This is a genomic window from Gordonibacter sp. An230 (assembly GCF_002159915.1).
GTDB lineage: Bacteria > Actinomycetota > Coriobacteriia > Coriobacteriales > Eggerthellaceae > Rubneribacter.
The window spans coordinates 1-17517 of sequence record NZ_NFJP01000006.1; the positions used below are offsets into that span (position 1 = coordinate 1).

Genomic DNA, 17517 nt, shown 5'->3' on the forward strand with positions numbered 1-17517 from the left:
AGTTGGGTTTTAGAGACACCCCTCCTCTCTCTTCTTTTGCGCTTCTTCTAATGTGGTAAGATGTTTCACGTGAAACATTCGTTCGCAATAGGTGCTTTCCTCGGTGTTTCCGGAGGTCTCGGCGTGCGAGTCTCGGCTGACAATGCGAGGCTGACGGCGATTCTTCGTGCGTTTCCGGAAGCTTCTTGCGCAAGCCTTGGCGTCCTATTGCGCCCATGATCGAAAGCAAGGACGTCCCGATCCTGAAAGAGGGCGGCCCTGGCTTCGACTTTGCTTTGCCCTTGGCCCCGGCTTGCTCCGGTTGCATCGATGGTCTCGGCGCTTTCGCTTCCGCAGGCTTGGATTCGGCTCTCGGCCTTCTGGGTTGTCTTGCGTTCCGAGCCTCGACGCGGCGCGTATCCGCGTGCGGTTCGGCTCTCGGCCTTCTGGGCTGCCTTGCGTCCCGCATTTTCGCTTCGGTCGGCCATCGTTTGCATCGAAGGAAACCGATCCGAGCGATGTGCCCCCGTCCTTTTCGGCGTCTGATGGTGTTGCGCTCGTGCTTGTCGTAAAAGAGGGCTGCTCGTGTTCTCGCAGACTCTTCGCGAAATTGTTTCACGTGAAACATTCGTTCGCTACAGATGGTCTTGCACTCGTTCTCAGAGTTTCACCGCAGTTGCAAGCGTTGCTCCATGGGGTGTGGAATGTTTGCGTGCGGTTGCCGACAAGGGGCGTCATGGGGGCAAGGGAGCCTTAGGGGAAACGGTCGGGAACGCAACCTGGGGAAAGCATCCGCGATCTAGGAGGAGCGATCCGACATGCAGTTGGAAAGCGGCCCGACGCCTTGTCGGAGAGCATGGCCCAAGAAGGTGGGAGGGATGGTGGTTATCAGGGGGCGAGCACGGCTCAGAAAAGGGTCGGAGGGCATGCCTCAAAAGGGGCGCGATCCGAGAGTGCTGCTCGGGGGAGCGGCTTGGGAGGACTGCTCGGGGAAATGACACGGGAGCGTGACTTGAAGATGATCGAAAATGCGGTCTGTGGGAGGGTGGCGACGCGGAAGATGGTCTCGCAACGCGACTTCGGGACGGTTTGGGCGATGGCCCGAGAGTGCGGGCTGGGGATGATCGGGGGCTGGCCCGAGAGCGCGGCTTCAGGGCGGCCATGGGAACGGGGGGGGGGTGCGACTGTCCCTATGGGCTTTTCTTAGGAAAGGCAGGCGGATGCTTGCGGCTTGGGCGGGTGGCTGGCACCATGGCCGTATGGAAATCCGCCGTAGCAACTCTCCGCGCTCACGCCGTGCGTCCGCTGACGCCCCTGGCGCATCGATCGACTCGCGCGCACGCCGCTCGCGTGCCGACGCCTCTGGCGCGCCGTCCGACTCGCGTGCTCGTCGCCAGGCTTCGACGGATCGGACGTCTCGGCCTTCCCGGTCGGATCTTTCCCCGCGTGCTTCTCGAACGGCCTCGCCGTCCCCGCGTTCGCAAGCGCAGCCTGATCGAAGCCCTACGCCGCGTCGCGTGTCGCGCGGCGAGTTCGAGCGAGCTCGCACGCGCAAGCGTCGGCGCACGGCGTTCATCGCGCTTGCTGTGGTCGTTGCGCTCGTTCTTGGCGGGGCGGGCGCTGCATTCGCTTACTATTCCGTCCTCTCCGGCAATCTGCATGACGGCGTCGATGCCGAACTGCGCGCCGCGCTCGCGGACACCGACCTCGTCAACGAGCCGTTCTACCTGCTGCTCATGGGCACCGATGGGTCGGACGAACGCGAAGCGTCCGAGGCGTTCGCCGGAGACCAGTTTCGAAGCGACAGCATCATGCTCGCTCGCATCGATCCGGTCGGCAAGAAGGTTACGCTCGTGTCCCTGCATCGCGACACGCTCGTCGACATGGGCGAATACGGCCAGAACAAGCTCAACGCCGCTCACGCCATCGGCGGCCCGGCCATGTCCGTGAAAGTGGTTTCCGAGCTAGCAGGCGTTCCCATCTCGCATTACGCTGAGATCAACTTCGACGGTTTCAAGGATATCGTGGATGCGCTCGGCGGCGTTGAAGTGGACGTGCCCATGACCATCGACGATGCCGATGCGGGCGGCCATCTGGACGAAGGCCTCCAAACGCTCAACGGCGACCAAGCGCTCATCCTGTGCCGGTCGCGCCACGCCTACGACCAGTACGGCGACGGTGATTCGTTCCGAGCGGCGAACCAGCGCCTCGTGCTGTCGGCCATCGCGAAAAAGCTCCTCGCTGCCGACGTGGCCACGATGGCGGGCACCGTGCAGGCTCTCTCCCAGTACGTCACGACCGATCTCGAGATCACCGACATCATCGGGCTCGCCCAGGCCATGCAGGGGCTCGATCCGTCCACCGACATCTATTCGGCCATGGAGCCCACCACTTCCCAGTACATAAACGGCGTGTGGTACGAGATCAACGACGTCGACGAGTGGAAGAAGATGATGGCCCGCGTCGACCAGGGGCTGCCTCCCACCGAGGAGGACATCGTGGACGAGGGATCGAACACCGTGCTGGCAACCACGGGCAATGGCGATGCGTCGGCCGTCGCCGACGCCGCTGAGGCTTCCCGGCGGCAGAACACTGTGCTCGTGCTGAACGGAAACGGTACGCCGGGGGCCGGATCGGTGGCCGCCGAGCGCATCAAGGCCCTCGGATACGAGGTGTCGTCAGACAATGCGGACAATTTCGACTATGAGCGCACGATGATCGTGTACGACGATGAAGGCCGGGCGGAAGACGCCCAGGAGGTGGCCGACGCCCTCGGCACGGGCGAGCTGGTGCTCAACGACGGCTCGTACGAGACGAACGGCGGGCTTTTGGTGATCCTCGGTTCCGACTGGTAGCGCGAAGGCGGTCCTGCGGGCGAAGGAGGGGCGGGCATGGTGCGCGGCTGCGGTGCGGGCCATCCGGGAGCGGTGCGCGGCTGCGAAGGCGAGCCGTGCGAGCGCTCGATGCGGTGCGGGCTGCCTTCCCTACAGCCCCGGCCCCCATTCTCCCAGCAGCACCCCCTTCGCTAGGCCGAGCGCGAGGATGTGCAAGGGGTAATACGCGTAGAAGAACCATTTCATCGGGCGCCCGCGCGATCCGTTGTACGCCAGCAGGAGGGGTATGGCCGTCGTGCAGCCCACGAGTGGATAGAGCGCGAACGGCAGCAGCGCAGGGTCGAAGGAGGCCGTGTAGTCGGAGAGCGCGGGCAGGCCGGTGCCGAGGATGGGCACGAGCAAGGGCAGGACGATGCGTTGGCGGCGCTCGGGAATCTCCTGCATCATAAGGATCATGAGCGGACCGATGACTCCCCAGTCGCACAGCGCGCTCGCGGCCGTGAGCGCCGCTGCGAAAAGCCAGAACTTCGCACGGTTGCGCATGCGGTCGCGCGCATGCAGGATGGCGAGGCCTATGGACAGCGTGAACAGCACGTTGAGGTTGTGGGCGAGGAACAACCCGTAGGGCACCTGCGCCACGAGCGCGAACACGAGCATCCGCCCTGCGTAGCGCTCGACGCTCGATGTGCGACGATAGCCTTCCACCAGCAGAAACGCCATGATGGGGAAGGTCAGCCCTCCCACTCCGAACAGCACGCAGCGCGCTTCGACGGGCAGGTGGGGGTAGAAGAGGTAGCATGCGTGGTTGAGCGTCATCCCCACGATGGCTGCGATTTTGAGCGCGAACGAGGAAAGCCCTCTGCGAGAGGGGGCGACGGAGGATGCCGAAGCGGCCGAGGTGTCCGTGCGGGTGTCCATTGCTTTCCAGTATACTGCCAGTGCAGGATGCGTTCGAGTCGGATGGGCGGCGAGGTCGTGCAGTGCGCATGAATTCTACGACGGAAACTGAGGCGAGAGGCGAGCGTGCGCCGCATGGCGCCGTCGTCGCGTTCGTCGCCGCCCTTGTGGCGTCGGCGGCGTGCTTCTCGCTGCTGCCGGGCGACACGTTTTCGGGTTCGCTCGTGCAGGGGGCCGTTCTTGCTGCAATCGCGCTCGTGGGGGTGGGGGCTGCCCATCCCCACACGCTGAGGGCGCCGAGGCTCGTTCGGGCGCTCCGCCGAATTCGCCCGACCCGTTCCGCCCGTTCGACCTGCCCAAATTGGGCCGCCCGCCCGATCTGTCCGAATCGCTGTGCTGCGTCGGACGAGTCGGGAGCGGCGCGGGCATCGCGGGGCTCGGGCGCGAAGGGTGCGCCGTTCGCAGCCGAAGGGTCGCGATCGGCCGCGTCGATGGCGCCGGAGAGTCCGAATGCGCTTGATGAGCTGGATTCGCCGGGGAGGTTGGACGAGTCGGGTGCGTCGGGAGCGGCAAGGGCGTCGGGTGCGCCGGGATCGTCCGCTATGGAAAAGGGCTCGGGCACGCTGCGTTCATGGGGAGGTTTGGGGGCGTGGACGGCGTACGTGCTGGCGGTGGCCGCCGCAGCGGGCTTCGCGTCGGTCGTCTCGCTGGCGCAGGGGGCGGTCGTTGCGCCCGGTTCTGAGGAGGCCGTTGCGACGCAGACGGTGGGAGCGGCGGGTGCCTTTGCGCTCGTGGCGTTGCTGTGCCTGCTCACCGGCGTGTTCGAAGAGGGCGTGTTCCGCGTGCTCGCGCTCGACGCGCTCGGGCTTGCATGCGGCAGCGATTCGCGCGGCAGGGTGCGGGCTGCGTTCGCGTCGGCTGCCCTGTTCGGCCTGCTGCACGTGTCCGTCGGCGACGTCGCATCGGCCTCAGGTGTCGTCTCTTGCGCGCAGCTGCTTCTCAAGCCTGTGCAAGCAGGACTGTTCGGCCTGTTCATGGCTGCGATGTACCTACGGATGCGCAACTTGTGGACGCTCGCCGGGGTTCATGCCGCCTTCAATTTGCTCTCCGCAGGGCCGTTGTTGCTGGGCGGAGGCGTCCTGCAGACCTACGTGACCGGAAGCGGTTCGGATTTGGCGCTGCTCGCTGTCACCACTGCGCTGCTCGTTCCCGCCGCCATCGCGGCCGTCGTGCGTATTCGCTAGCGATCAGCGGGCATCGAGATCGGCGGTGAGGTAGGCGGCGTACATGAGGCGGATGTGCTTTGCGGTGGGTTCGCTGTCGTCTCGCACGTGCAGGATGGAGCGGGCGCGCGAGAGGCCGAGCACCACCGACGATGCCAAAACGGCCTCGTCGTCAACCGATCGATTCGGCAGCATCCGTTTTTCAGGATGGTCTGGCAAGTATGCTCGCAGCGCATCGGCGATGACGCGCTGCACCGTCAGAAAGTCGCGCTGCCCTCGGAAAAACAGCTGGGGCATGGAGGCGAGGACCTCGCGGCGCAGTTGCAGGACGTCGTCGTCGGCGTCGGGGGAGGTCTGAATCCCCAGGGCCTCGACGATCACGTCGAGATAGCAGGTTTCGGGATGCGCTTCGAGCAGCGCAAGCAAGTCGTCGACATCGGGAAACGGTTCGACGCGCCCTCTGATGGCGGCTGCTTTGGATGGGAAGTAGTTGAAGAACGTCTTTTTGGAGATTTCGGCGCGGGCGCAGATGTCCTCCACGGTGACCTCGTCGTATCCGTGTTCGAGCACGAGCTCGAGCGCCGCGCGTTCAACTGCCAGGCGCGCCTTGAGCTTCTTGCGGTAGCGCAGCCCTTCCTGCGCCGGATCTGCCATGATGGATGCAACCTCCCATCGGGTTCGAGGAGCGCCGCGCTTCGCGCACGACAAGCGGCGTTTGCGTTTGGCCACCGTGTGCAGCGACCCGAGCAACGCAGGCGGTCTTGCGTCTTCGTGCGGACGGTCCGTGCGAAACGGTCGGCGGAAGCGTCGTGTTCACCGCCGACCGATGCGAGCCATCGTCCGCGCTTCACGCCGTCTTGCTTTGCGTTCTCGCGTCTTGCGGATCGTTTGGCGTCCCTTTGTTGTGTCGTTTCCGCGAAGCGTACCACACTTTCATCCGTTATATATTTATACTGGGTGTAAATTACACGAACTGGACGCGAGAGGCGTCGACGCGCAGACGTGTCGGGGGCGTGCTCGAGCCGAGAGTCCGGATGGCTCGGAGGTGCAGCATGCGAAGGCTCTGCGTTGATCGCGCCGACCGCCGTCTCGGGCTCGGCTGCTTTGCGGTCGTTTCCGAGAGGTTTGCGCTTTGAGGCGCTTCGGCGACGGGCTGAACGCTGCGGCTTGCGAGGACGTGGTTGTCCCGTGCGGTTGGCATGTGGCTCGGTCGCCTTACGCGGTCGGTTCGAGGCTTGCCGCTATTGCGGTTGCCGCGCAGTTCGGTCGTTTCGTGCGGCCGGTTTTACGGAGAGAGAGTCGAGGGAGCATTTGCACATGGGTCTTACGCGCAAGCAGATCGTTATGCTGGCCGTGCTGTTGTTCGGCACGTTCGTCACGGTTCTGAACCAAACGGTGGTGTCTCCCGCCCTGCCTTCCATCATGGGGGAGATGGGCGTAGACGCCGCCACTGCTCAGTGGCTGACGACGGGTTTCACTTTGATGAACGCCATCATGATTCCTGTGACGGCGTATTTGACGGATCGGTTCACCACGCGCAGCCTGTTTCTCACGGCCATGATCGTGTTCACGGCGGGCACGGCGCTTGCCGGGTGGGGACCGAACTTCGTGGCGTTGCTGGCGGGGCGCCTTGTGCAGGCTGCTGGCGCCGGCATCCTCATGCCGCTTGTGATGACCGTGCTCATGTGGACGTTCCCCGTTGATCGTCGCGGCACGGCCATGGGAGTGTTCGGCCTGGTCATCGCTTTTGCTCCCGCCGTAGGCCCGACGGTTGCCGGCATCGTCATCGATCAGGCGTCGTGGCACGACATGTTCTTCATCATCACCGCCCTGTGCGTCGTGGTGGTTCTCATTGCATGCTTCGTGCTCGAGAAAGGGGGCGAGACGAACAAGGACGCCACGCTCGACGTGCCTTCCGTCGCTCTCTCCACGGTGGGATTCGGCGCGCTGCTGTACGGTCTGTCGGCCATCGGGTCCTACGGTCTGTCGGTCGACGCCGTTGCTGGCGTGCTCGTCGGCGTGGTGGCGCTCGTGTTCTTCTTCCGTCGCCAGCTGCGCATGGAGCATCCCATGCTGCAGGTGCGCGTGCTGGCGAACAAGAAGTTCCTCATGGCGACCATTATCGTCATGCTCGTGCAGGGCGCGCTTCTGGCCGGCGGCATTCTGGTTCCCATCTTGCTTCAGTCGTACATGGGGTATTCGGCCACGACGTCCGGCTTGGTGCTGCTGCCCGGCGCCATCATCATGGGCGCGATGGGCCCCATTGCCGGGCGCCTGTTCGACAAGCATGGTCCGCGCGTGCTGGCCATCATCGGCATGGGCGTGCTCATGCTCACCACGTTTGCCTTCGCGTTCGTGGGGGCGGGAACGGGCCTGGTCACGCTCACGATCATCTATACGGTGCGTCTGTTCTCGCTCTCGCTGGTGAACATGCCCATCTCAACATGGGGCATGAACGCGCTGCCGAACGATCTGGTGAACCACGGAACGTCGGTGCAGAACACCTTCCGCCAGGTTGCGGGCTCTCTCGGCACGGCCATCATCGTCTCCGCTTCGACGGCGGTGACGAATGCGTCCGAGTCCGGCATGGGCGCTGCTGCGGCGGGCGTGTTCGGCATCAACATGGCGTTCGTCGTCGCGGGGGTGCTGTGCCTCACGGGGTTCGTCCTCGTGCTTATCTTCGTGCGCAACAAGCCTGGTGATGCCGCTCGGACGGATGCCGACGGCGCGCGCAGGACGCTGCTGGAGTCCATCATGCAGAAGGACGCCTACACCCTGCCCGACACTGCGACGGTGGCGGAGGCCATGCAGTTCCTCGTGGATCGGCGCATCAGCGCGGCTCCGCTTGTGAACGCCGAGGGCAAAGCCGTCGGATTCGTGTCGGACGGCGACATCATGCGCTACCTGTCGCGGCGCGGGCAGATGATCATGGACCCGGTCGTGATGATCGTGCAAACGGTGAACGCGTACGCCGACAACTCCGATTTCGCGCAGAAGCTGCACAAGCTCATGGGCATGCGCGCGGCTGATATCGGAGCGAAGGGCCTCATCGCCGTTGACGTGCATGCCGATCTGCCCGAGGTGTGTCGCATTTTGGGCGAGAACCACTTGAAGAAAGCCCCCGTGCTCGACGACGGGAAGCTGGTGGGCATCATCAACCGTTCGGACGTCACGCGTTGGTCGATGGAGAAGTACCTTGCCGACCGAAGGGACGAGGGTGCCGAGCCGTTTGCGTCCGAGGGTGGAGAAGCTCGCTAGCTGCGGCGGCGTGCGTGCAGCGGGATGGCGACCTCGCTCTTTACCCTCGCGACCCGCTTCGCGAGCTGCGAAGTGCGCGTCGAAGCGATGGCGAGAACGCGGCGTGCGTGCAGCGGGACGTGTGGCGCGACGGAGGCTTCCGCGATGCGCGCGGCATCGTCTTTGGCTGCTGCGCATGCGCCACAGGATGTAGGAAGCGCTGACCCCGTGCGGGTCGCGCATGGTGCGATGCGGGACATGCGCGCGGGGCGCATGAGGGGGCAAGGCGATGTTCCGGCGAGGGGCGAACGAAGGGTGCCGTGCGCTTTGGATCGTGGGGCGTAGGGCGGGAGAAAAAGGCCCTTGCGTCTGATGTGCGGCTGAGGTATCATATCATCCGCTTTCGGCATTTCCGAGAGCAAGGACTGCGGGCGTGGCGGAATTGGCAGACGCGTACGGTTCAGGTCCGTATGGGGGCAACCCCATGGAGGTTCAGGCAGTCGAACCGCAATCCTCCTTTCTTGAGTTCATAAATCCAGGTCAAATGGAAATCTCTTCTTCATATCGCACCCCAAGTGCGCCTTTTCGAGAGGCGGTTGGGGTGTGGTTGGGGTGCCACGGGGTCATTCCCATGCATATCCAATAATCTGCGATCATTCTGGAGGCTTTCTGTCGTTGCCACGTCGCTCCTGATAGGAAGTGGTTTTCGCGTGATTGGGCGGTGTCGGGCATGATGGCGTGCCGTTTTCCCTCGATGTTTCGGCACCCCAATAAACGGCATCGTTCACCTGCGAAGACGATTATCCAAGTTTTCTCATCGGCGGGTATTGGCCCGATCGGGGGGAATGAATAGAAACTGCATAATCGAGAGGGCTCGCGGGGGCGAGCGAAAAAAGGCTCTTGCGTCGGACGCCCGGCTAGAGTATCATGTCATCCGCTGTCGGGATTTTCCGGGAGCGAAGAGTCGCGGGCGTGGCGGAATTGGCAGACGCGTACGGTTCAGGTCCGTATGAGAGCAATCTCATGGAGGTTCAAGTCCTCTCGCCCGCACCATCGAAGAGTTTTGCAAATCCCCAGGTCACAGGCTTGGGGATTTTCGTTTTCCAGGCTCTCGCCCCCCGGTTCCGGGCCCCGCACCCCAAGCTCCGCGGTTCGTTCGGTGCCTCGTACCCCAGCCTCTCATCAGGTGCTTCCTTGACGGCCCTACCTCGCTCGCACCCCGAATCCCCCTTCTGGCCGCGCGCCTTCCGGGCCGGCCCTCCGAGGTTCCCTCCGGCGCACGGGCCGTCAAGGGCGCCCAAAATCCCTCCACAGCTTCCGCTGCGCGGAACCGGTGGAGGGACCGCCTTCGGCTTTTCGGACGCCCTTGACCGCCCGCGCGCCTCCGGGAGCGGCTCAATGAGCCGGTTGCAAGGCGGGCTTGCAACCGGCAAGGCCGATTCGGAAAGCGACATGGTGAAGGGCCGAAGGGGCCCCGACGCCGCAAAGGAGGAGAGAGGCCATGAGGAAAGAGCTTCCCAACCAAGAATCCCTGTTCGATTCGATCCCGGCGAGCGACAGGCTGTACGGCGTCGGAGACAGGCTGTACCGTCTCGTCTTGGACAGCGTGCGGCCCATCGTCGTGACGGAGGCGTTCGAGTGCAGGGACTGCGACGACCCGCTCGGAGGGAGGACGTTCCGGTACCACTCGAACCAGGAGGGCGGGGGGAACTGGACGTTCGGGAAGGGCGACGTGGGGGTCAACGTGTTCGAGAGCCGCGCCGACGCCGAGGCGCAGGGGGTGAGGAACATCCGGGAGATGGGGGTGGACGTCGTGCCCGCCGCCTCGATCGCCCCGAGCGAATGGCTCGCGCTCGAGGAGAACGGGGCGTCTTTCGGAAGGGCGCGGCCCCTGTACGCGTGCTGCGGCCTGGTAGGGGGCACCTTCGTCTTCCGGAAAGGTTGGCACGCCTACTGCTTCTTGGACGCCTACCCCGACGAGAAGGCGGCGCGCAGGGCTTACGGGAAGGCCCTCGCCGAGGTTCGCGGCTTCCGGGGGATGTCGGTTTCGGAGGCCGGGTTCCGCTCGGAGGACATGTACGGCCGGGGAGACGGCCGTTGGGCGTCTGCCGAATACGCCTACAACAACTGGTTCGGGGGTTTGGGCCTTTAGGGCCGGGCCGCGCGGAGGGCGGGGGCGCCCCGCCCTCCAAGTCCCGCCCTAGGCTTCCTCGGCCCCTTCCGGGGCCTGGCCGGCGTCGGCCTTTCCTTTCCGCTCCCTGCGGAGGCGGAGCGCTCCCGAGGCGGCGGCCGCCGCCGCGCCCACGCCGCACGCGGCGGCGAGCCAGGGCAGGGCCGCCGCTGCCGCGTCGCCCGTGTCGGGGAGCGCCGGCCCCTCGGCCCCCGGCACCTGCTCGACGCGATCGGAGTCGTGGCCCTCGAGGCCATCTCCCCCTCCGTTGCGGCACAGGTCCACTCGGGCCTCGTTCTCGAGGAGGGCCCCCTCGGCGTAGGAGTCCGTCACGCGCATGTGCAGGATGGCCGCCGAAGGCGAATCCCCGTTTGCGGGCTCCGCGTCCGCGACGTCGTCGTGGGCGTCCTTGATCCCTTCGCGGTCCCATCCGTCCTCGCGGGTGGTGAACCCCGCGTCCACGCACCCGTATTCGAAGCGCACGGCGGTGACGACCTCGCCGTCGCCCAAGCCGAGGTCGGACGCGTCGAGGTCGGTCGCGCGCGTCGCGTCCACTCCGGACTCCCATAGGCGCCAGCCGGCGTAGTCGACCGCCCGACCGTCATCCCCCAGGATGCCGTTCAGATCCTCCGCGAGCCACGGGTTCCCGTGGCCGTCGTCCAGGGTCGCGTTCGCGCCGCTCTCGTCGACGTGGTCGGAGGGGGTGAGGTTCGTCCGGTACCATACGTTCATTCTGCCGTCGCGGTCCCCAACCGCTTGGGCGGTCGTGACCCCCTCCAGAACCGCGAGCCCCTTTTCGACGGAGGACAGGTCGTCGGTCACCGTGAACTCGTCAACCCACGTGCTCGACGTGCTGCGGTAGTCGAGGCTGTAGTCGAAGCGGCCGTCTTCCGAGACGGACACGTCGGCCTTGTTGGCTCCGTCGCCGTTCTCCACGGCCCCCGGCGCGGTCGGGTCGGCTATCTCTTGGCGCTTGTCTATCTCCCCGGACACCGATATGGGCTCGTCGTACATGACGACCCGTTGCACCTCCCCGGTCTCCTCGACCGTGAAGGAGACGCTTTGCGCCTGGTCGTAACCGTTCGGCGTCATCGTCTCGGTCAAGGTGTAGTCGCCTGGCTCGAGCCGCTCTACGCGATGAGGCTCGTCTCCGGAAACCCATTCCTCCACCACGGTGCCGTCGGCATCTTCCAACTTCAGGTGCGCGCCGGGAATCTCGTCCTCTCCGGCGACGCTGCGCTTGCTGATATCCACCTTCGTATAGTCGTTCTCCAAGACGGCCGCGGCGTCGCCTCCCTCGGATTCGAGCCACTCGCCGGAGATCGCGCCGTCCTCTCCCACGGTCACGCTGCGCACGGTCTCGTCGCGCACGTACCCGGGAACGGGCTCGGCCTCCTGCAGACGATAGGTTCCGGGCGCCAGCTTCTCCACATGCAGGGCCCCGTCGGCGGCGACCTCGATGATCTGCTGCTCCTCGCCGGGCAGTATCAGGTACGGTCGGGCCTCGACGACGAGGGTCTCGGTCGCTGCGGGTCCGGCCTCGTCCTCGGCATCGGCGCCGCCGCTCAGCGCCGTCCCTTCGCCGGACGGACGCGCCTTCGCCGATGCGATTCCGAATGCAGTCCCCCCGGCGGCCACCGTAAGCGTTCCTTCGGCGCGCTCGCCGTCCGCCTCGAACTCATAATCTCCGTCGGCGAGGCCGCCGGCCCACCATACGTCCCTGTCCTCGTCGTACGACATGGGATGCTCAGTTTCGTCGGAGCCCACGGCAACCCAGCCGCCGGGGCCTTCGGCGCGCACGGCCACGACTCCGGGCTCGCTGAAGGATGCCTCCTGATCGGCGTTCCACCATAGGAACTCCGTTCCGGGCAGGGACGCCTCCGCATTCCCCAGCTCGGTTTTCGCGACTGTCAGGGTGTTGGCCCTGTTCTCAGCGTCTACGGACGTATGCGCAACGGAGGTGTTCTGGTCTTGATAGGAGACAGTGAACTCGCGCGGTGTCGGATCGAGCACGTACCCCTCGGGCGCGCGCGTCTCGACGAACGCGTAGGAAGCGCTACCCGTGCCGAGCGGGAGCCCGTCGATGGAGGCGGTGCCGTCCGCGCCTGTCGTCACGCTTCCCACCGTCTCCCCTTCGACCAGCTGGACGGTGCCGTCCGGGCCCTTGACCAAGCCGAGCGACACGACGTCGAACTCGGCACCCGCCATGGGCTCTCCGGTGGCGGCGTCGGTTTTCCGGATGGTCGCCGACCCTTCGGCGGCCTCGTCCGCGTAACGGACGACGACCGTGGGCGTGATCGCCTCGTCGTCCGGAACAACCACGCGCACGTCCTCGCCGCCGAGCAGATAAGGGGGCTGGGCTGCGGTTTCACGTACGTAGTAGGTTCCCGGCTCGATGGGCTCGGGCAGCGTGACGCATCCGGTCTCGTCGGTTGTGAACTCGGAGAGCTCGACATGGTTCGGATACCACGACTCCTGGACGATGGGGTTTCCTCCCTCGTCGAGCAGCTGGAACGAGAATCCGGCAACGGGGACGGCTCGGCCCGTGACGGCGTCCGTCTTCACGATCTGTATGCGGGTGTGGATGGCGGCGTTGTCGACGATGTACTGCAGGAGCGCTCCGTCCTGCATGTCGTCTTCGGTTACCGTCCAATCGCCCACGTGGTGGAATCCGTCCGGGACGGTTTCCTCGACCTCTCTCACGGTGTAACCCGCCTCGTCGTAAGGGATGGCTCCGGAGGCGCCGTCGGGCCGCGATCCTTCGCCGAACCACGCATCGGGGTTGCTTGCCGTGTTCGCGAAGCCGTACTGGTTCGTTTCGACGGTTCCCACGACTTCCTGGGTGGTGTTGGACACGATTTCGAACACCACGCCGGCGGCGGGCTGGGCGACGCCGCTCTCGAAGTCGCCGTAATCCTTGAACTTGGCGATCTCGATATCGAACGCGATCACGTCCTCGTCCACGGACGGTTCGAGGAGGACGTCCTCGTGCTGCCCGCTTCCCGACACGTGGAACTGGTGCGGCTCCGGATCCGGCCTGTAGCCTTTGGGCGGCTCGATCTCCACGAGCGTCGCGTCGCCGAGCGGGATGCCGTCGAACCGGATGATCCCCTCGTCGTCGGAGGTTGCGACGTGAGAGGCTCCGTTGGCATCGACGAGCTTGTACCTCGCGCCCGACAACGTGGCTCCGGGCTGGGCCTCCCCGCCGGTCGCGGAGTCCCTCTTCCGGATGGCGAAGGCCACCGTGCAAGGCTCGTCCTCGAGCCGCACCTGGCCGTCTCCCATCCCGGTTTCGAAATAGACGCGCTCGCCGCTCGGCTTGAAGCCGTCCGGCGCCTGCCGCTCGATCGCGTAATAGCTCTTGTTCGCGGGCAGCTTGCAGCTCGCCTTCCCGTCCTCCCCGGTGACGATCTGGGCCGCGAGCGAGTCGTCGGAGGCATCGTAGATGTCGTAAGACGCTCCCGAGTAGGCGTACTCCGCGTTCCCGGTGGTGATGGAGGCGTCGGCGCTCTCCTTGGCGAAGGAGACGCTCACCTCGGGCGACCACGAGAAGTTTCCGACGCGCTGGCAAGGGCCGGAAAGGAGGCAGTCGGGATGGGGGCTCGCGTCGCGGGTGTTCACCACGATGTCGAACGACGATCCGTTCCAGGTGCCGCTGAAAGAGTACCATCCGTCGGCGGGGTAGGCGAGGCCGTAGTCGAGGCAGTGGCCCCGCAGCACGGTTCCGTCAGGCATGGTCACGTCGAAGAGGTTGCCGTGATCGTTGGTGTGGCCGGGGTTCACGCAGTGCACGTACGCTTGCCCGGACACCGTCTGCGCCGTGTCGGCGTGCGCCTCGCCTTGCCGAGGGGAGAGCGTGGGGAGGAGCCCGACTGCCAGGATTGCGCAGAGCAGCAGGCTCGTCGCGCGGCGCAGCCATTCCGATGGCCGGGCCGCTGGGGCGGGGGGCGCGGCTGCCGTCGAGGCACCCTCGGGGCGTCTCGGGCGCGCCTTCGCCCTTGCGAAGGTGGCGTGTTTCATGGTCTGTCCTTTCGTCGCGCCCGCCGGGCTGTTCGGTAGGAGTGGCGGGCTCGACGAAAAGTATAGGATACGGAGAATGTTCAGGTATCCCCTGATGAAACGCTATTTTCGTTATAAAGATACCAAGATCACGAAAGTATACCGCCTGAAGCGTTCGGCATTGCGGCCTCATCTTCGCCAAAGCAGCCCGGTTTTTCCTGCTCCAAGAAGAACAGGGTGCTCATGGTCATGGCCGCCAAGAGGAGATACGCGGCTTCGAGCGCCGCCCAGCAGCCTATCTCTTCGTCGGAGGGATCGTTCCAATGGGCGAGCCTGTTCCTCCTGTTCATTCCGACCATCGTGTTAGGATTGCAGCTGAGTACGAATTCCACAGCCGAGCATAACTCGCCGGTCAAAGCCCTCCTCACCTTTTCATTTTCAGTCAGTCGGCCCATGGTCGTCTTTCCCATCTCGGCAAGGGATGAGTCGCCGAGCAAGCAACTCGCCATATGTCTCATTGCCTTTTCAAGAAACCCGTAGATGAACGACATCGCCCCGATGGACTGGGTTCTCAAGAAAAGATCGCCTTGCTCGAGATCGTCCTGCCCCATCGCGTCGGACAGATTGGAGAGGAATTGTAGAAGCAGGAGGAAATCCCGCTCCCATGAAGGCGATCCCGTCCTAGTTTGCACTAGGTTGAAAGTGATTTCCAGCCAGCGGAAAAGATCGTCGCGCAGATCGTCGTCGTCCAAAATGCCGCCAACAATATGGCTTCCCATCGACAAAGCGAGCCTAAGCCTCATTTGGTACGACCTTGTAAACCGTTCGTCCGACTTCGGCTCCGTCTGGGTGACGAAACCCAAGGGGCCCTCCCTCAGCCCCTCGCTGGGAAAGGCGGATAGAGGGAAAAGGATTGCGGTGACCATTCTAGATTCGAAGGGAGCGCTTTCGTCCTTGAGGGTTTCAAAGACGGGACTCAAGTCCACTTTCGTCGAGGACGGGTGTCCGCCTTTGCCCATCTCTAATCGGAGGGATCCTTCCAATTCGGAGACTAGGGCCTCGAAGTCACCCGCATGTCCATCGTGCGCCGCCTTAAGAGTGCATACCGCATCCCTTGCCGCGATGATTCGAGGAAGAGCGCTGGCCCCGAACGCGCCACCGGTTCTACAAATGCTAAGAAGCTCCCCGAAAGCCCAATCTGCTTTTTCCTTGAACTCGCCATCCCTGCCCAAAACTATCGCGATTCGAAGTGCGGACTCGAATCTAGGAGGGCACGTACGAGCATCCTCCACCACCGCCTCAAGAAACCTTTCCGCAAGGCGGTTATTTCTGAGCAAGGGAAGGAACTTGTCATGATGCAAGATGAGTATGAAGCACCTTTTCTCGATAAGTTCCTGAAGTGTCTCTGCTCGAATTCCCTTTTTGAATTCAAGAAGCACCTCGACGACGGCCGGAAGCATGTCTTCCGGGCTATCATCGCTCGCAGGATCCAGGAGGGCAGGGAGATTCTCGTTTAGAAAAGCCACGACAGCGCCCTTGTTCGACTCCTCGCATATGTCTTTAGCGCGGTCGCAGCATTCCGCTGCGGCATCGCACAACGGCTCCGGGATGTCGCCTCGCTCCTTGTACACGTCGATGGCATCCCGCAGCTTTGACAGCTTGCGGGCCTCCATCCACCTCACGAAATCAGCGTGCCCCTTCACGTCGACGGCGGCATCGGCATCGCCCAACGCGTCAAGCACGGCATCCTTCAGCCGCCCCACATCAGCCACCTCGCCTACGGTGGCGAAATCGCCCGGCCCGCGATACCTGAATGAGAATCGGGGCACTATTTCATGAACGAAGCCCATTCCGTCCCTTTCCGCTGCGGCAGCCCTCGGCGCTCGCAGCTTCGCTATCTGCGTTACCTGCGCCACTTTAGTAAGAACATTATCCCATTATCCATCTCATCATGGTACAAAGGTGATGCGGGGCATCTCCTACCGAACATAACGCCCCGCGAGGACAGGCCGATATGATTCGAAGAAGGTGACGGAGACGTGCCGAGCATTCCTATTCCCAAAGACGCGGCGACCCAACGCATGGTCGTAGTGGCGGTGGCGAACCAAAAGGGCGGCGTCGGGAAGACCACGATGGCCGCCCTGCTGGCGCAAGAGGCCGCCGCGCGCGGGCTGCGCGCCATGGCGATCGACCTTGACCCCCAAGGCAACCTGACGAGGCACCTGCATCCCGCCCCCGTCCGGACCGGCGTGGCCCGCATGCTCTACGAGAAGGCTGCGCTCGAAAGCGTCCTGTGCGATGCCGGCGGCGTCTCGCTCGCCGCCGCGACCCCCGACCTCTCCGCGGCCGACCTCGCCTTGTCGTCGAAACCGGGGAGGGACGGGCTGCTTCGCCGCGCGCTCGGGCCGTGCGCGCACGCATACGATCTTGCGGTGATCGACACCCCTCCCGGCCTCGGCTGCCTCGCGTTCAACGCGCTTGTGGCCGCGGACTTCGTGCTGATCCCCACTGCTGCGGAGAAGTTCGCGTTCGACGAGACGGCAGAGGTGGTGGACACGGTTGGCCAGGTGCGCGAATGCGCCAACACCTGTCTCTCCGTCCTGGGCGTCGTCGTTACCCGCTGGCAGGGCCGCACGATAGTCCAACAGGACTTCGACGAAGCGCTGAGAAGATGGGCGGAGGCGAAAGGGGTTCCTGTCATTGGTCGCGTCCGTCAGTCGGTCGTGGTGCAGGAGGCCCAAGCTTTGGGTGCTCATCTGCCGGACTACAAGCCCGACAGCCCTGCGGCTGCGGACGCGTTGGCGGTCGCCGACGCGGCGTTTCGTCTGCTAGGGCTCGCGGATAGGAAGGGGGCTTCCGATGGCGCGGCGTAGGAGCTTCGCAGGGAGCACCGTGCGCGACATGCTGTCCGCAGCAGAGGCGTGCGCAGAGCGTCCAAGCGACCTTCCCGGCTACGAGGCCCGTCACAGCTCCTCGGTCGAGCCGGACGCATACACCAAGCCCATCAACGTCCTGCTCACGCCCTCGCAGCATTTCACCCTCTCCCTGGTTGCCCAAAAGATGTCGAAGGACGCCCCGAAGCCCACACAGGATGAGCTCGTGCGCCATGCCATCGTCGCCACCTGGCCAGACGAGTACGAGACGGCCAAAGCGGCGCTTGGATGCGAGGAGTGACGCC

10 protein-coding genes and 1 tRNA gene are annotated in these 17517 nt (G+C 64.6%); 7 read left to right on the forward strand and 4 right to left on the reverse strand.

The genetic code is table 11. The annotated features are described in order from the left end of the window. Positions 1-1496: 1496 nt before the first annotated feature. Positions 1497-2834 (forward strand): LCP family protein, encoded by a 1338-nt coding sequence (locus B5F40_RS04320; RefSeq protein ID WP_087193154.1) that lies wholly within the window; start codon positions 1497-1499, stop codon positions 2832-2834. Positions 2835-2963: 129 nt separating this feature from the next. On the opposite strand, the gene B5F40_RS04325 is transcribed toward B5F40_RS04320, so the two are convergent. After that, positions 2964-3731 carry a TraX family protein gene (locus tag B5F40_RS04325; RefSeq protein ID WP_087193155.1) on the reverse strand — a complete coding sequence of 256 codons (768 nt, stop codon included), beginning with the start codon at positions 3729-3731 and terminating at the stop codon, positions 2964-2966. 581 nt (positions 3732-4312) lie between these two features. On the opposite strand from B5F40_RS04325, the gene B5F40_RS04330 reads away from it, so the two are divergent. Continuing rightward, entirely contained in the window at positions 4313-4954 is a 642-nt protein-coding gene (locus B5F40_RS04330) for a CPBP family intramembrane glutamic endopeptidase (RefSeq protein WP_239442908.1), read from the forward strand. Between the two features lie 3 nt (positions 4955-4957). Here B5F40_RS04330 and B5F40_RS04335 read toward each other — a convergent pair whose 3' ends face one another. Then, on the reverse strand, positions 4958-5587 hold the full coding sequence (locus tag B5F40_RS04335) for a TetR family transcriptional regulator (protein ID WP_087193263.1): 630 nt from the start codon (positions 5585-5587) through the stop codon (positions 4958-4960). A 663-nt stretch (positions 5588-6250) separates the two neighbouring features. On the opposite strand from B5F40_RS04335, the gene B5F40_RS04340 reads away from it, so the two are divergent. From B5F40_RS04340 to B5F40_RS04355, 3 genes are all read left to right on the forward strand, one after another. Next, positions 6251-8191, forward strand: coding sequence for an MDR family MFS transporter (locus tag B5F40_RS04340; protein WP_087193156.1), 1941 nt, complete (start codon positions 6251-6253; stop codon positions 8189-8191). Positions 8192-9136: 945 nt separating this feature from the next. Beyond that, positions 9137-9223: transfer RNA gene (locus tag B5F40_RS04350), tRNA-Leu, on the forward strand. Positions 9224-9671: 448 nt separating this feature from the next. Beyond that, positions 9672-10322, forward strand: coding sequence for a hypothetical protein (locus tag B5F40_RS04355; protein WP_087193158.1), 651 nt, complete (start codon positions 9672-9674; stop codon positions 10320-10322). 48 nt (positions 10323-10370) lie between these two features. Here B5F40_RS04355 and B5F40_RS04360 read toward each other — a convergent pair whose 3' ends face one another. Both B5F40_RS04360 and B5F40_RS04365 read right to left on the reverse strand, forming a co-directional pair. Further along, positions 10371-14360: a SpaA isopeptide-forming pilin-related protein gene (locus tag B5F40_RS04360; RefSeq protein ID WP_087193159.1), complete on the reverse strand. Its 3990-nt coding sequence runs from the start codon at positions 14358-14360 to the stop codon at positions 10371-10373. A 128-nt stretch (positions 14361-14488) separates the two neighbouring features. After that, entirely contained in the window at positions 14489-16189 is a 1701-nt protein-coding gene (locus B5F40_RS04365) for a hypothetical protein (RefSeq protein WP_087193160.1), read from the reverse strand. Positions 16190-16378: 189 nt separating this feature from the next. Between B5F40_RS04365 and B5F40_RS04370 the strand changes: the two genes are divergently transcribed. Beyond that, a complete protein-coding gene (locus B5F40_RS04370) occupies positions 16379-17212 on the forward strand; it encodes a ParA family protein (protein ID WP_140396412.1) in 834 nt (277 codons plus the stop codon). Continuing rightward, complete coding sequence (locus B5F40_RS04375; protein ID WP_087193162.1) at positions 17199-17513, forward strand: hypothetical protein; 315 nt, start codon at positions 17199-17201, stop codon at positions 17511-17513. The genes B5F40_RS04370 and B5F40_RS04375 overlap by 14 nt, the downstream gene beginning before the upstream one ends. Positions 17514-17517 lie beyond the last annotated feature (4 nt).

What these genes read in the sequence shown, in the direction of transcription:
- B5F40_RS04335 (WP_087193263.1), bottom strand. Translation starts at nt 5,587, where the DNA reads ATGGCAGATCCGGCGCAGGAAGGGCTGCGCTACCGCAAGAAGCTCAAG.
- B5F40_RS04340 (WP_087193156.1), top strand. Translation starts at nt 6,251, where the DNA reads ATGGGTCTTACGCGCAAGCAGATCGTTATGCTGGCCGTGCTGTTGTTC.
- B5F40_RS04360 (WP_087193159.1), bottom strand. Translation starts at nt 14,360, where the DNA reads ATGAAACACGCCACCTTCGCAAGGGCGAAGGCGCGCCCGAGACGCCCC.
- B5F40_RS04375 (WP_087193162.1), top strand. Translation starts at nt 17,199, where the DNA reads ATGGCGCGGCGTAGGAGCTTCGCAGGGAGCACCGTGCGCGACATGCTG.
- B5F40_RS04325 (WP_087193155.1), bottom strand. Translation starts at nt 3,731, where the DNA reads ATGGACACCCGCACGGACACCTCGGCCGCTTCGGCATCCTCCGTCGCC.
- B5F40_RS04330 (WP_239442908.1), top strand. Translation starts at nt 4,313, where the DNA reads ATGGAAAAGGGCTCGGGCACGCTGCGTTCATGGGGAGGTTTGGGGGCG.
- B5F40_RS04355 (WP_087193158.1), top strand. Translation starts at nt 9,672, where the DNA reads ATGAGGAAAGAGCTTCCCAACCAAGAATCCCTGTTCGATTCGATCCCG.
- B5F40_RS04365 (WP_087193160.1), bottom strand. Translation starts at nt 16,189, where the DNA reads ATGGGCTTCGTTCATGAAATAGTGCCCCGATTCTCATTCAGGTATCGC.